Below are 13,534 nucleotides of genomic sequence, written 5' to 3' on the forward strand. Positions count from 1 at the left end.
CACGAGTGGACAGACCTCGCATGTCGGGAGAAAACCACCAGGTCAGCGGCCTCTTCGTCACCCTACGGAGCGTGACGACTGCGCCGCCTCGTCCGCCTCTCCACCCCGCCCGACGAGTCCACGCCGGGTGCCCGCGGTCGCGGCGAACTTCGGCTCCGCCTTCCGCATCTCACGCTGCCCGAGGGCGCCGCCGATGACCGACGGCAGATAGCCGCGGATCGACTGCATGCCGCGCAGCCACCACTGCGCGTACACGTGCGGGGAGCGCCGCTCGATCCCGGCGACGATCCGCTCGACGGCCGGCTCCAGCGGGTAGGTGCGGTTCGTCGGCCACGGCAGCTTGGCGCGCATGTACCGCATCAGCTCGTCCTCGTCGGCGCCGCGCACCATGTCGGTGTCGGTCCAGCTCAGGTAGCCGACGCCGACCTTGACGCCCTTGTGGCCGACCTCGGCGCGCAGGCTGTGCGCGAACGCCTCGACGCCCGCCTTGCTCGCGCAGTACGCGGTCATCATCGGGGCCGGGGTGATCGCCGCCAGCGAGGCGATCTGCAGCAGGTAGCCGCGCGAGGTGAGGAGCGCGGGCAGGAAGGCGCGGGCGGTGGTGACGCTGCCCAGCAGGTTGACGTTGACGACCCGCTCGAACGCGGCGGGGTCGGAGTCCAGGAACGGACCGCCCGTCGCCACACCCGCGTTGGCGACGACGACGTCGATCCGACCGAAGTGCGCCAGGATCTCGGCCGCGGCCCGCTCCATCGCCGCGAGGTCGGTGACGTCGGCGGCCCAGTGCGCGGCCCCGCCGCCGAGGCCTTCCGCCACCAGCTTCAGCTCGTCGGGCTCCAGCCCGACGAGCGCCAGCTTGGCGCCGCGCCGCGCGAGCTTGCGCGCGAGCAGCTCGCCCACCCCGCGGGCGGCGCCCGTGACCACCACGACCTGTCCGTTCAACGACTGGCTCATACCGTCTTCTCCTTCACGGAAAGGTTCTCCTGGGCCGGCGGGAGGTCGGGCAGGTGCTGCGGGAGGTGGTCCCTGGCCAGGCCGCGGACGACGTCCGCGACCGCGTCCGTGCCTTCGATGGGTGTCATGTGGCCCAGACCCGCGAGTTCGGTCAGGCCCACGCAGTTGGGCAGCGCGGCGGCCATTCCGCGCGCGTGCACCGGCGGGGTGAGCTTGTCCGCCGTGCCGACCAGGACGGCGGTCGGCGCGGTGAGCCCGCCGAGTGCCGCGTCCAGGTCGAGTCCCGCCAGCACCCGTCCCCACGCGGAGCGCGGCCGGGTCCCGCAGGCGTGCACGATGCGCGCGGTCGCGGCGACCTGCTCCGGCGTCGAGCCGGCCGCCATCACGCCGTACTTGAGCGCGGCGCGCGACACCCCGCTGACCGGCCCGAGCGGGGCGCGCGAGCTGAGCAGCAGCCGGTGGAAGCCGTCGCGGACCTTCCGCGAGCGGAACCGCGGCGGCAGCACCTGGGTCTCGGCGAGCAGCCGCCCACTACCGGTGCTGGCCAGCAGGGTGGCGGCGGTGCGGGCCCGTACGACGGCGCGTCCGGAGGCGGCCATCAGCGTCATGCCGCCCATCGAGTGCCCGACCAGGACCGCCCGCTCCCCTTCGGGGACGACGGCTTCGAGCACCGCCGCCAGGTCGTCGGCGAGCGCCCGCGTGCTGTAGCCCTTGCGGTCCGGGGTGCCGCTGCGGCCGTGTCCGCGCTGGTCGTAGGCGACCACCTGGAAGTCGGCCGACAGGTTGCGTATCAGCGGCGCCCAGAAGATCGTCGAACAGGTCCAGCCGTGGATCAGGACGACGGTCGGCCGGTCGGCGGGACCGTGCTCCTCGACGTGGATGCGGGTGCCGTCCGCCGAGGTCACGGCCAGTTCGCGGCGGGCCGGCGGAAGGGTGAACGGGCTGTCGGCCGCCATTGCCGCCTTCGCGGTGATCCTGCTCATGACGCGGGCACCTCCACCGGCTCGACGGGCTCCGCCGTGCGCACGGGCGCCGGCAGCAGGTTGTACTCGGCCGGCCGCAGCTCGCGGGTGGCCCGCCGGAACTCGGCCGTCGTGCCCGGCCAGGCCGTCGTGTTGCGACCCTCGGAGTCCAGATACCAGCTCTTGCAGCCGCCGGTGTTCCACACCGTGCGGGCGGTGCGCCGCTGCATCTCGGCGTTCCACGCCGTGACCGCTCCCGGCTTGGCGTCCAGGGCGGCCGCCCCGGTCCGCTCCAGGGTGCGCAGGTAGGCGGCGACGTAGTTGATGGACGACTCGATCATCAGGATCATCGAGCTGTTGCCGAGGCCGGTATTGGGGCCGATGATCAGCAGCAGGTTCGGGAAGCCGTCGATCGTGCTGCCGCGGAGCGCGGCCATCCCGCCCTTCCAGTGCTCGGCCAGCGTACGGCCGCCGACGCCGGTGATGCGGTCGCCGATCGGCATGTCCGTCACGTGGAACCCGGTGCCGAAGACGATCGCGTCGACGTCGCGCTCGGTGCCGTCCGACGTGACGATCGTCGAGCCGCGCACCTCCTTGAGCGCCGAGGTCACGACTTCCGTGTTCGGCTGGGCGAGCGCCGGATAGTAGTCGTTGGAGAGCAGGATGCGCTTGCAGCCGATGGTGTAGTCCGGGGTCAGCTTGGCGCGCATCACCGGGTCCTTGATCGCGCGGCGCATGTGGTTCCTGGCGATCTGCTCGGTCGCCTTCATCAGCTGCGGGCGCTTGACGAACGCGCCGACCTGGAACTCCCTGATCAGCCAGAGCAGCCCGCGCCGCGCCTTCGCGGTGCCGGGGATGGTGCCGTGCAGCCACCGCTCGGCCTTGTTGATACCGCGGTCCATCCGCGGCATCACCCACGGCGGGGTGCGCTGCAGCACGGTCAGCGACGTCACCTGCGGCTGGATGGACGGCACGATCTGGATCGCGGAGGCGCCGGTGCCGACCATCGCGACGCGCTTGTCCTTGATGTCGAAGTCGTGGTCCCAGCGCGAGGAGTGGAAGACCGCGCCCGGGAACGTGTCGAGCCCCGGGATGTCCGGCAGCTTGGGGTCGGACAGCGGGCCGGTGGCGGAGACGACGACGTCGGCCGTCAACTCGCCCTGCGTGGTCGTGATGTGCCAGTGCCTGGCCTCTTCGTCCCAGGCCGCCGTCAGCACCTCGGAGTCGAACCGCAGGTGCGGCCGCAGCCCGAAGGTGTCGGTGACCCGCTCCAGATACGCGCGGATGTGCGGCTGGCCGGAGAACGTGCGGGGCCAGTCCGCGTTCGGCGCGAACGAGAAGGAGTACAGGTGGGAGGGGACGTCACAGGCGCATCCCGGGTAGCTGTTGTCCCGCCAGGTGCCACCGACCGAGCCGGCGCGCTCCAGGATCACGAAGTCCGTGATGCCCTCCCGGCGCAGCCGGACGGCCGCGCCGAGCCCGCCGAACCCTGATCCGATCACCGCCACCCGCACGTGCTCAGCCATGGCGCCGCCTCCCTGCCCTCAATCACGCCAGCAATCACTGGCATGGTTGTACCGTAGACCACCGCGGTTACCGGCGGTAGGGGTCAGGGCCACCCAAGACGAACGGGCCCCGTAGCGGGTGCGCACCGGCCCGGCACCCTGCGCACACCGGCCCGGCCCCGCCAGGGGACCGCATAGGCTGGCGAGGTGGCCGAGGACGTGCAGGAAACCAACGAGCAGCCCTCCGGGCGGGAGTACCGGATGGAGGCGCTGGCCGAGGCGGCCGGCATCCCCGTGCGCACCCTGCGCTTCTACCGCGAGCGCAAGCTCATCGCGCCGCCACGCCGCGAAGGCCGTATCGCCTGGTACGGCGAGGCGCATCTCGCCCGCCTCCACACGATCGCCGCCCTCCTGGAGCGCGGCCACACTCTCGGCGGCATCGCCGAGCTGATCGGCGCCTGGGAGAACGGCCGGACCCTCGACGGCGTGGCCGAACTGCTCGGCCTGGAAGGCGCGTTGATCACGCCGTGGTCCGAGGAGACGCCGGTCAGGCTCACCCCCGAGGCCCTCGCCGACTACTTCGGCGGGGACGTCACCCCGGAGAACCTGACGGCGGCCCTGGACATCGGTTACATCGCCGTCGACGGCGAGGACGTCGTCCACACCAGCCGCCGACTGCTCGACGCCTCCGCAGCCCTGGTCCGGGAGGGTGTCCCGCTGGCCGCCGTGCTGGAGACGGGCCGGTCCGTACGGGTCCACGTGGACGCGCTCGCCGACCTGTTCACGGTGCTCATCCGCAAGCACGTGGTGGACACCGCCGCCGACGACCTGCCGCCCGGCGAGGTGACCCGGCTCGCCGAGGCCCTGGAGCGGCTGCACCCGCTGGCCAAGAACGTGGTCGACGCGGAACTGGCGCTGGCCATGGACCGGCGCGTACGGACCGAGCTGGAGAAGTGGCTGCGGGACACCTCGGCGCCCGAGGACCCGCGGGACGCTCCGCCTTCCTAGTGCTGGGTCGTGTCCTCACATCCTCGTCTGGCCGACGGGCGGACGAGGCCTATGTGAAGACGCTCCAGGACCCGGCGGGCGTACCAGCGGTGGCGTACCAGCGGTGGCGGAACGCGGTACCGCGTCCAATCCTGAAGGGGACCCACCCCCGGCGCCGCCCCCTGCCGGACGAGCAGGAAGGGCACCGGGGGCGTACCGCCCTGTGACCTGCGAGGCTGGAGACGAGACCGCCCCCGCCCCCAGGGGCCCCGCATCGCCGCATTGAGGAGGCACCCCATGGAACAGTCCGACGACGCCAAGGCGGAACAGGCGATCCTCTCCAGGATCCGGACCATGGTCGCCGACGAGAAGGCCCTGCGCGAGCAGCTGACCGAGGGCACCATCGACGTGGCCACCGAGCACGCCAGGCTCGCCACACTGGAACGCGAACTCGACCGGTGCTGGGACCTGCTGCGCCAGCGCCGCGCCAAGGGCGAGGCCGGCGAGGACCCGGGCAAGGCCCGGGTCCGGTCCGAGTTCACCGTCGAGAGCTATGACTCATGACGAGGAGCGACCGATGACGGGAAGCACCGAGGTGCCGATCCCCGAAGGCGCGCGGGCCTATGCCGGGGACGGCATCACGGTCACCTTCGAGGCCGTGCGCTGTCTGCACGCCGGTGAGTGCGTGCGCGGCCTGCCCGGGGTCTTCGACACCGCGGAGCGCCCGTGGATCCGGACCGGTGGCGCCCCCGCCGACCTCGTCGCGCGGATCGTCCGGCGCTGCCCCTCGGGCGCGCTGCAGTACCGGCTCGACGACGGCCACCCGGAGGAGCCGACCCATCCGACCGCGATCAGCCGCTCCTCCTCCGGAGGCATCGCGGTCCGTGGCGATCTGATCGTCCACGCCTCCGACGGGGCCCGGACGGAGACCCGCGCCGTCCTGTGCGGCTGCGGCAGCACGGGACACGCGCCGTACTGCGACCACAGCGGCCCGTGCGGGACGCCGACCGGCTGACCCCGCCGGCTGACGGACCGCCTGGCTGACGGCCCGTCCGGTCCGGTGCTCAGGACGTGAACAGCGCCTGCAGGTCGCCGTATCCGAGCCCGTCCACCGCCGGGGTGCAGGTGCCGTCGGTCAGGAACTCCCGGACCTCCTGCCGGACCACCCCGTACGCGGCCTCGGCCATCCGCCCGCCGATGCTGACGCGCGCCACGCCGGCTGCGGCGAGTTCGGCGACGGAGGGTCCGCCCGGTCCGGTGAGGATGTTGAGCGGGACGCTGATGTTCTTCGCCAGTTGGGCGACGACCGCGAGGTCGGTCACCCCGGGGACGAAGATCCCGCTCGCGCCCGCCTCGATGAAGGCGGCGGCACGCTCCAGCGCCGCACCGAGCCGCTCCTCCGGTTCACCGATGCCGCGCAGGTAGACGTCGGTACGCGCGTTGACGAAGAGCGGGACGTCCGCCTCGTCGGCCACCCGGCGGGCGGCGGCGATCCGCTCCGCCTGCTCGGCGAGGTCGCGCAGCTGGGCCGGCCGGTCCACGAGCGAGTCCTCGATGTTGATGCCGACGGCCCCGGCGGCCAGGACCCCGCGCACCGTGTCGGCGACCCCGGCCGCGCCCTCCCCGAAGCCGCTCTCGATGTCGGCGGAGACCGGCACGCCGACCGCCGACGCGATCCGTCCGATGAGTGCGAGCGCGAGCTCGCGGGGCAGCCGGTCGCCGTCGGCGTAGCCAAGACTCCAGGCGACTCCGCAGCTGGTGGTGGCGACGGCGGCCGCCCCCGCCTCCTCGATGATCCGCGCGCTGGCGACGTCCCACCCGTTGGCGAGGGCGAGCGGCCGGCCGGGGGTGTGCAGGGAGTGGAGGAGCAGGGCCTTGTCACGGGGGTTGGATGTGGTCGAGGTAGTCATGGGGACAGTCCATCAGGCGGCCGCGGCTCCGTCCGGCGATTTTGCGACATGGACGGCACGGGCCGACCGGTCGGGTGGGAGGCTGGTCCCGGACCGGCGTCTCCGCCCCGACCTACGTGTCGGATTTCCGCTAGACCGGCGCTGTGACCCGGAGTGATGCTGGAGCCATGCACACCGACTTCGAACGTTGCGTACGAGCCGTGCAGTCGAAGGACGCCCGGTTCGACGGGTGGTTCTTCACCGCGGTGCTGACGACCAGGATCTACTGCCGGCCGAGCTGCCCCGTGGTGCCTCCCAAGGTCGCGAACATGAGTTTCCACCCGAGCGCGGCGGCGGCGCAGCAGGCCGGCTTCCGGGCCTGCAAGCGGTGCCGGCCGGACGCGAGCCCGGGGTCGCCGCAGTGGAACGAGCGGGCCGACCTCGTGGCCCGCGCCATGCGGCTGATCGCGGACGGGGTCGTCGACCGGGACGGTGTCCCGGGACTCGCGGCCCGGCTGGGCTACAGCACCCGGCAGGTGGAGCGGCAGTTGCTCGCCGAACTGGGCGCGGGTCCGCTGGCGCTCGCCAGGGCGCAGCGCGCGCAGACCGCGCGGCTGCTGATCGAGACGACGACGCTGCCGATGAGCGACGCCGCGTTCGCGGCGGGCTTCTCCAGCATCCGCACCTTCAACGACACCGTCCGCGAGGTCTTCGCCCTCTCCCCCACCGAACTGCGCGCCCGCGTCGCCAGGGGCCGCCCGGCCGCCACCCCCGGCGAGCTGTCGCTGCGGCTGCCCTTCCGGGCCCCGCTCTGCCCGGACAACCTCTTCGGCCACCTGGCGGCCACGGCGGTACCGGGCGTCGAGGAGTGGCGCGACGGCGCGTACCGCCGCACCCTGCGGCTGCCGCACGGCCCCGGCGTCGTCTCCCTGAGCCCCCGGCCCGACCACATCGCGTGCCGGCTGCGCCTGACGGACCTGCGCGATCTGGCGCACGCGATCAGCCGCTGCCGGTGGCTGCTGGACCTCGACGCGGACCCGGTCGCGGTCGACGCGCAGCTCGGCACGGACCCGGTGCTGGCGCCGCTGGTCGCCAAGGCTCCCGGCCGCCGGGTGCCACGGGTCGCCGACGGGCCCGAGTTCGCGGTGCGCGCGGTGCTCGGCCAACAGATCTCGACGGGCCGCCGCCCGTACGCACGCCGGGCGGCTGGTGGCGGCGCACGGCGAGCCGGTCGAGGATCCGGCGGGCGGGCTGACCCATCTGTTCCCCGACCCGGCGGCGCTGGCCGCCCTCGACCCGGCGGCGCTCGCGATGCCGCGGACCCGCCGCACCACCCTCACCACGCTGGTCGCCGCCCTGGCCGCGGGCGAACTCGACCTCGACGTCGGCAGCGACTGGCAGCGCGCCCGCGCGCAGCTGTCCGCGCTGCCGGGGTTCGGCCCGTGGACCGTCGAGTCGATCGCGATGCGCGCGCTCGGCGACCCGGACGCGTTCCTGCCGGGCGACCTCGGAATCCGCCTCGCCGCGAAGGAGCTGGGCCTGCCCACCACCCCCGCCGCGCTCACCCGCCACGCCGCCGCTTGGGCACCCTGGCGCGCCTACGCGGTCCAGTACCTGTGGGCGACCGGCGACCACGCCGTCAACACCCTTCCCACGACCGGCGGCCATGCCGTCGCGACCCCCTCCACGACCGGAGCCGCGTGATGTCCTCCCGCACCCACACCGTGACCGATTCCCCCTGCGGCCCGCTGACCCTCGTCGCCCTCGACGGAACCCTCTGCGGGCTGTACATGACGCAGCAGCGGCACCTCCCCGCCGAGGAGACGTTCGGCGAGCGCGACGACTCCGCGTTCGGCGCCGTCGAGGAACAGCTCGCCGCCTACTTCGCCGGGGAGCTCAGCGACTTCGACCTCCCCCTGACGCTGCTGGGCACCCCGTTCCAGCAGCGGGTCTGGTCCGCCCTGCGGGAGATCCCCTACGGCGAGACGCGCTCCTACGGGCAACTGGCCGACCTGCTCGGCAACTCCGGCGCCTCCCGCGCGGTCGGGCTCGCCAACGGCAAGAACCCCATCGGGATCATCGTCCCCTGCCACCGCGTCGTCGGTGCCGACGGCTCCCTGACGGGGTACGGGGGCGGTCTCGACCGCAAGCGCTACCTCCTCGGCTTCGAGAAGGGGACGGCGGAGCCGGCGGCGCTGTTCTGACCCGGACTCCGGCGCGGGGTACGACACAGGGCCCGGCGATCCGCCGGGCCCTGTCCTGCGCGCCATCCCCCCGTCCCCACGAGGGCAGGCGCGTCATGGGGCCGCCGTCGAGCTCTCCGCCTACCGGCGGCCCCAGCCTCTGTGCCGTGTCAGACGCGGCTCGGCGCCCGCTCGGGCACGGCCCCCGCCGGACCCGCGGCCTGCGCCGCCAGGTTCTTCTGGAGCTGCTCGCCCTCGACGTCGACGTTGGGCAGGACCCGGTCGAGCCAGCGCGGCAGCCACCAGGCGGCCTTGCCGAGGAGGGCGAGGACCGCCGGGACGACGGCCATGCGCACCACGAAGGCGTCGAACGCGACGGCGATGGCGAGACCGAAGCCCATCATCTTGATCATCGATTCGGACGAACCGATGAAGCCCGCGAAGACGCTGATCATGATGACGGCCGCCGCGGCGACGACGCGGGCGCCGTGTGTGAAGCCGGTGACGATCGCCTGACCGGGCCGTTCGCCGTGCACGTACGCCTCACGCATGCGGGTGACGAGGAAGACCTCGTAGTCCATCGCGAGACCGAACACCACGCCGATCATGAAGATCGGCATCATGCTCATGATCGGACCGGTCTGCTCGACACCGAGCAGGCTCGCGAGCCAGCCCCACTGGAAGACCGCGACGACGGCGCCGAGGGCCGCGACCACCGAGAGCAGGAAGCCGAGGGCCGCCTTCAGCGGTACCAGCACCGAGCGGAAGACCACCATCAGCAGCAGGAACGCCAGGCCGACGACGAGCGCCAGGTACGGCAGCAACGCGTCGTTGAGCTTCTGCGACACGTCGATGTTCATCGCCGTCGTGCCGGTGACCAGAGTCACGGCGCCCGTCTCGGACTTCAGCCCGGCCGCCTGGCCGCGGATGTCGTGGACCAGGCCCTCGGTCTCCAGGCCGCTGGGCTTGGACTTCGGGACGACCGTCAGCATCGCGGTGTCGCCGGCCTTGTTGAACGCGGGCTCGGTGACCTTCTTGACGTCGTCCATCTTCGTGATGGTCTGCGAGATCGTGTCGAGCGCCGCCTTGGGGTCCTTGCTGTGCGCGGCGTCCACGGCGATCATCAGCGGGCCGTTGAAGCCGGGGCCGAAGCCGTCCGACAGCAGGTCGTACGCCTTGCGCTGCGTGGTGCTGACGGGCTGCGAACCGTCGTCGGGCAGGCCGAGCTCCAGGCTGGCCGCCGGGATGGCGATCGCGCCCAGGCCGAGCACACCCACCACCAGCACCCAGATGGGGCGGCGCAGGACGAAGCGGGCCCAGCGGGTGCCCATGTTGGGCTTCTTCGCTGCGGAGCCCGTGTCGGTGTCGGCCTTGAGTCCCTTGCGCACCTTGCGGCCGAGCACCCGGTGCTTGGCGAAGCCGAGCACCGCCGGGATCAGGGTGAGCGCGATGAGGACCGCGATGGCGACCGTGCCGGCCGCCGCGAGGCCCATCTTGGTGAGCATCGGGATGTTGACGACGGCGAGGCCCGCGAGCGCGATCAGTACCGTCAGGCCCGCGAAGACCACCGCGGATCCGGCGGTGCCGACGGCCCGTCCGGCCGCGTCCTCCGGTTCCCTGCCCTCGGTGAGTTCGTGCCGGAAGCGCGAGACGATGAAGAGCGCGTAGTCGATGCCGACCGCGAGGCCGATCATCATCGCGAGGGTGGACGTGGAGCTGCCCAGGTCCAGGACGTTGGCGAGCGCGGTGATCGACGAGACGCCGATGCCCACACCGATCAGCGCGGTCAGCAGCGGCAGTCCGGCGGCGACCAGCGACCCGAAGGTGACCAACAGCACGACCGCGGAGATGCCGATGCCGATGATCTGGCTGGCGCCCTCCTCCGGCATCGCCTGCAGCGCGTCACCGCCGATCTCGACGGTGAGCCCGGCGTCACGGCCGTGCTGCGCGGCGTCCTTGAGCGCCTCGCGGTCCGCGTCGGTCAGCTCCATCGAGGCGACCTTGTACTTCACGGACGCGTAGGCGGTGGTGCCCTTGTCGCTGACGGCCTTCGACTCGTAGGGGTCGGCGACGGAGCTGACCTGCTTGCCGCTCTTCAGCTCCTTGACGACGTCCTCGACGGCGGCCTTCTGCTTGCCGACGTCCACCTTCTGCCCGCCGGGCGACGTGAACACGACCCGGGCGGAGGCACCGTTGGCGCTGGCGTCGGGGAAGCGCTGTTCCATCAGGTCGAAGGCCTTCTGGGCCTCCGTGCCGGGTATCGAGAAACTGTCCGACGTGGACTTGGAGGCCGAGGCGGCGCCGACGATGGCGAGCAGCAGCAGCGCCACCCATGCGAAGGCGACGTAGAGGCGTCGCCTGAAGGCGAACCGGCCGAGTTTGTAGAGGAAAGTGGCCACGAGTCGCGGCGCTCCCGTCAGGTCGAGGGAAAAAGGGCGTGCGGTGCCTGCCCGACGACGAGAGCGGCGTGTCAGGTGGGGCTGTTCCGGCGGACCGGGCGTGGATCAGGCGGCTGATCCGGCCGGTCGGATCAGGTCAGACGCAGGGCGGGGAGTACCACCGCGTCGATGTATCGGTAGGCGAACTCGGGATCGGCTTCGACCCCTTCGATCAGCGGCCGCCCCATCGCGGCGCCGATCAGCATGTGCGGTACGAAACTTCTGGCGGGCGCGTCCGCCGCCAGTTCGCCACGTTCCACGGCACGTTGCAGCATGCCGTCGAAGGCGGCCATCTCCGGCTCGATGAGCAGTTGCCGCAGCGCCTGGAGCAGGTCCGGATTCTGGTGCGCGGCCTGGCCGAGCGCCCGCATCAGTTCGCGGTCCCGCTTCGAGTCGCCGGTCTCGTCGTGGCACCGCACCAGCTCGCAGAGGTCGCCCCGCACCGATCCGGTGTCGATGTCCTCGATCCGCACCGGCTTGGTGTGCCGCAGCGCGGTGGCCACCAGCTCGGGCTTGCCCTTCCACTGCCGGTAGAGCGTCGCCTTGCTGGAGCGGGTGCGCGCGGCGATGGCGTCCATGGTGAGCGCCTCGTACCCCACCTCCCGCAGCATTCCGACGACCGCGGCGTAGAACTCCTGCTCGCGTTCGGGGGTGAGTCTCGTGCGGCGTGCCGGGGCGTCCGTCGACATCCTCGGCCTCCCATTCAAACGAAACGGTTTCGTACAGTTGACTCCACGAGAGTAGAACACCACCCATCGAAACGACAACGTTTCGATGGGTGGTGTGGGTCACGTTGTCCGTCTTTATCCCGGCCATACGTCCGGTTCGACGCCTTGCCCGGGGCCCGACCCACTCCCCCGAGCGGCATCGCCGGCGACATCGCCGACGACCTCCCGCCTGGCCGGCGTCCCCTTCGCCACGATCCCCACCGCCCGCCCCGCAACCCCGGTGGACCGCGCCATCCGCCCCCGGAAACCCCTCCGGAAACCCGCCGGTTGACCCGAGCCGTCCACGCCCCCCGAGGCTCCACGACTCCACCTGACGCCTGTCGCGCGGGGCCGCCAAGGAACCAACGCCCGCCCCCGGGCGTCATGGACACAGATCAAGGGGGGTACGCATGGAGGATGATCCACCCGTCTGGGCAGTCATCCTGTTCTTTCTGGTGACGGGCGGGACAGTGACCGTGGTCCTGGGCTCCGCCATCTGCCTCGTGGTCGCCGTCGTCGCCCTGACCACGGGCTGGCTGCGCCGCAAGTGGCGGCAACGCCACGGCTGAACACGGCCCACCGACCGCCCCGGGCGCGCGGGCACCAAAAAGCCCCTGGCGGGTTTCCCCGCCAGGGGCTTCGAGCTGCGGTGGACCTGTGGGGATTTGAACCCCAGACCCCCTCGATGCGAACGAGGTGCGCTACCAGACTGCGCCACAGGCCCTTGCAACGAGGAAAACGATAGCACCCTCTCGGGGGTGGTTGTTAACGGGATCCTCGCTGGTCACCGATTGGCTACTCGTTGGCGGCGCGCGGCCGGTCCGGGTCCGCGTACTGGTCGAACAGGGGGGTGCGGGAGCGGTCGCGGGAGCGGCGGCCGGTGGTGGGGCGGGGGAGCTCGCGCTCGGGCTCCGCCTCGGGGGTCGCGGCGGGAGCCGGGGCGGCCGGCGGGTGGCCCGGCGTGGTGCCGGAGCGGGCCGAGCTCCAGTTGCCGGGGGCGGTGAAGTCGATGCCGCCCGGTGTGCGGGGCGCGACCGGGGCCGTGACGTACGTGGGCAGCGGCACCGGCACGGGGTCCCAACCGTCGTCGGGGACGGCGTGCTGCTCGCGCTGCTGCTGGTCCACCCACTCCGCATGGTCGGTCTGCTCGACGAGGGCCCGCCGGTCCGCGGTACGCGGCGAGGTGGGCTCGGCCTCGTCGGCGGGGTCCGGCTCGTCGGCGTGCTGGGGGCGCGGGCGGTCGCGCAGCCGCACGGCGGCATCGGCGGCCCGGCGCTGGTCGATCTTGACCTCGAAGCGGCGGCGCTCCTGGCGGCGCAGGTGGCCGATGTAGAAGGTCAGCAGCGCGGCGGGCGCCGCCGGCGCCCACAGGAACGCGAGGCCGCCCACGGCGGCGACGATCGCGCCCACGGTGAAGGCCAGGAAGAGGAGCGTGGTGGTGCGGCGGCGGCGCGCGAGGACCTTGGCGCGCGGGTTGTACGCCGGGCCGGAGCGCTGCGCCTTCTGGTGCCCCGGGGCGGAGTGGTGCTGGTGTGCCTGCACCGACTGCTGCGCCGGCAGGGCCGCCGGGGCGGGTTTGATCTCGGTCGCGGGCACGGCGAGGCCCCGGACGTCCACCACGTCGAGGGCGGACTCCGGTGCATCGGCGGGCTGATCGCTCTCCTCGCGCGCTTTCGCGACGCGACGCTCCATCCCCGCCCGGCCGGACAGCAGCCGGATGGCGGTGCTGAAGCGTTCCGTCGGACGCGCTTCGTTGAGCTCATCCTGCCTACGGAGCCACATCGGCACCAAGTAGGCAGCCCAGGCCCCGACGATGACTGCGTAGATGAGGCCACTACTGCTCACGGATTACACGGTAGGGGCCGCAGAGACACGCCATACGCAATTCCGCACGGTGTGTCGCACGATC

12 protein-coding genes, 1 tRNA gene and 1 pseudogene are annotated in these 13,534 nt (G+C 72.4%); 6 read left to right on the forward strand and 8 right to left on the reverse strand.

The window, feature by feature from the left end:
* Positions 1-57: 57 nt before the first annotated feature.
* Genes M2266_RS14540 through M2266_RS14550 form a run of 3 tightly spaced genes read right to left on the reverse strand, consistent with a single transcriptional unit; the run spans position 58 to position 3,442 of the window.
* Positions 58-954, reverse strand: coding sequence for an SDR family oxidoreductase (locus M2266_RS14540; protein WP_277438579.1), 897 nt, complete (start codon positions 952-954; stop codon positions 58-60).
* Entirely contained in the window at positions 951-1,937 is a 987-nt protein-coding gene (locus tag M2266_RS14545; protein WP_277438580.1) for an alpha/beta hydrolase, read from the reverse strand. The genes M2266_RS14540 and M2266_RS14545 overlap by 4 nt, the downstream gene beginning before the upstream one ends.
* The gene (locus M2266_RS14550; protein WP_277438581.1) at positions 1,934-3,442 is read right to left on the reverse strand and encodes an NAD(P)/FAD-dependent oxidoreductase; all 1,509 of its coding nucleotides are present in this window, start codon (positions 3,440-3,442) and stop codon (positions 1,934-1,936) included. The genes M2266_RS14545 and M2266_RS14550 overlap by 4 nt, the downstream gene beginning before the upstream one ends.
* A 240-nt stretch (positions 3,443-3,682) precedes the next feature.
* Between M2266_RS14550 and M2266_RS14555 the strand changes: the two genes are divergently transcribed.
* The 3 genes from M2266_RS14555 (at position 3,683) to M2266_RS14565 (ending at position 5,423) form a co-directional block, all read left to right on the forward strand.
* Complete coding sequence (locus M2266_RS14555; protein ID WP_277441205.1) at positions 3,683-4,429, forward strand: MerR family transcriptional regulator; 747 nt, start codon at positions 3,683-3,685, stop codon at positions 4,427-4,429.
* 276 nt (positions 4,430-4,705) lie between these two features.
* Positions 4,706-4,972: a DUF2630 family protein gene (locus tag M2266_RS14560; protein ID WP_277438582.1), complete on the forward strand. Its 267-nt coding sequence runs from the start codon at positions 4,706-4,708 to the stop codon at positions 4,970-4,972.
* Positions 4,973-4,985: 13 nt separating this feature from the next.
* Positions 4,986-5,423 carry a (4Fe-4S)-binding protein gene (locus M2266_RS14565; RefSeq protein ID WP_277438583.1) on the forward strand — a complete coding sequence of 146 codons (438 nt, stop codon included), beginning with the start codon at positions 4,986-4,988 and terminating at the stop codon, positions 5,421-5,423.
* 49 nt (positions 5,424-5,472) lie between these two features.
* Here the strand turns inward: M2266_RS14565 and M2266_RS14570 are convergent, their stop codons facing one another.
* On the reverse strand, positions 5,473-6,318 hold the full coding sequence (locus tag M2266_RS14570; RefSeq protein ID WP_277438584.1) for an isocitrate lyase/phosphoenolpyruvate mutase family protein: 846 nt from the start codon (positions 6,316-6,318) through the stop codon (positions 5,473-5,475).
* Between the two features lie 167 nt (positions 6,319-6,485).
* Here M2266_RS14570 and M2266_RS14575 point away from each other — a divergent pair.
* Positions 6,486-8,001: pseudogene (locus M2266_RS14575) on the forward strand (AlkA N-terminal domain-containing protein).
* A complete protein-coding gene (locus M2266_RS14580; protein WP_277438585.1) occupies positions 8,001-8,501 on the forward strand; it encodes a methylated-DNA--[protein]-cysteine S-methyltransferase in 501 nt (166 codons plus the stop codon). Before M2266_RS14575 ends, M2266_RS14580 begins: the two are co-directional and overlap by 1 nt.
* Before the next feature lie 149 nt (positions 8,502-8,650).
* On the opposite strand, the gene M2266_RS14585 is transcribed toward M2266_RS14580, so the two are convergent.
* Together M2266_RS14585 and M2266_RS14590 are read right to left on the reverse strand one after the other, a co-directional pair.
* Entirely contained in the window at positions 8,651-10,879 is a 2,229-nt protein-coding gene (locus M2266_RS14585) for an MMPL family transporter (RefSeq protein ID WP_277438586.1), read from the reverse strand.
* Positions 10,880-11,010: 131 nt separating this feature from the next.
* Positions 11,011-11,607, reverse strand: coding sequence for a TetR/AcrR family transcriptional regulator (locus tag M2266_RS14590; protein ID WP_277438587.1), 597 nt, complete (start codon positions 11,605-11,607; stop codon positions 11,011-11,013).
* A 428-nt stretch (positions 11,608-12,035) separates the two neighbouring features.
* Between M2266_RS14590 and M2266_RS14595 the strand changes: the two genes are divergently transcribed.
* The gene (locus M2266_RS14595) at positions 12,036-12,194 is read left to right on the forward strand and encodes a hypothetical protein (RefSeq protein ID WP_277438588.1); all 159 of its coding nucleotides are present in this window, start codon (positions 12,036-12,038) and stop codon (positions 12,192-12,194) included.
* Between the two features lie 81 nt (positions 12,195-12,275).
* Here M2266_RS14595 and M2266_RS14600 read toward each other — a convergent pair.
* Positions 12,276-12,349: transfer RNA gene (locus tag M2266_RS14600), tRNA-Ala, on the reverse strand.
* Between the two features lie 71 nt (positions 12,350-12,420).
* Positions 12,421-13,470, reverse strand: coding sequence for a gephyrin-like molybdotransferase receptor GlpR (glpR, locus tag M2266_RS14605; RefSeq protein ID WP_277438589.1), 1,050 nt, complete (start codon positions 13,468-13,470; stop codon positions 12,421-12,423).
* Between the last annotated feature and the right edge of the window lie 64 nt (positions 13,471-13,534).

This window comes from Streptomyces sp. SPB162, from assembly GCF_029504575.1.
GTDB lineage: Bacteria > Actinomycetota > Actinomycetes > Streptomycetales > Streptomycetaceae > Actinacidiphila.

Excerpts from the sequence above, each read along its gene's own strand:
- M2266_RS14580 (WP_277438585.1), top strand. The coding sequence starts at position 8,001 with ATGTCCTCCCGCACCCACACCGTGACCGATTCCCCCTGCGGCCCGCTG.
- M2266_RS14570 (WP_277438584.1), bottom strand. The coding sequence starts at position 6,318 with ATGACTACCTCGACCACATCCAACCCCCGTGACAAGGCCCTGCTCCTC.
- M2266_RS14550 (WP_277438581.1), bottom strand. The coding sequence starts at position 3,442 with ATGGCTGAGCACGTGCGGGTGGCGGTGATCGGATCAGGGTTCGGCGGG.
- M2266_RS14560 (WP_277438582.1), top strand. The coding sequence starts at position 4,706 with ATGGAACAGTCCGACGACGCCAAGGCGGAACAGGCGATCCTCTCCAGG.
- M2266_RS14565 (WP_277438583.1), top strand. The coding sequence starts at position 4,986 with ATGACGGGAAGCACCGAGGTGCCGATCCCCGAAGGCGCGCGGGCCTAT.
- M2266_RS14595 (WP_277438588.1), top strand. The coding sequence starts at position 12,036 with ATGGAGGATGATCCACCCGTCTGGGCAGTCATCCTGTTCTTTCTGGTG.
- M2266_RS14590 (WP_277438587.1), bottom strand. The coding sequence starts at position 11,607 with ATGTCGACGGACGCCCCGGCACGCCGCACGAGACTCACCCCCGAACGC.
- M2266_RS14545 (WP_277438580.1), bottom strand. The coding sequence starts at position 1,937 with ATGAGCAGGATCACCGCGAAGGCGGCAATGGCGGCCGACAGCCCGTTC.
- M2266_RS14540 (WP_277438579.1), bottom strand. The coding sequence starts at position 954 with ATGAGCCAGTCGTTGAACGGACAGGTCGTGGTGGTCACGGGCGCCGCC.
- M2266_RS14555 (WP_277441205.1), top strand. The coding sequence starts at position 3,683 with ATGGAGGCGCTGGCCGAGGCGGCCGGCATCCCCGTGCGCACCCTGCGC.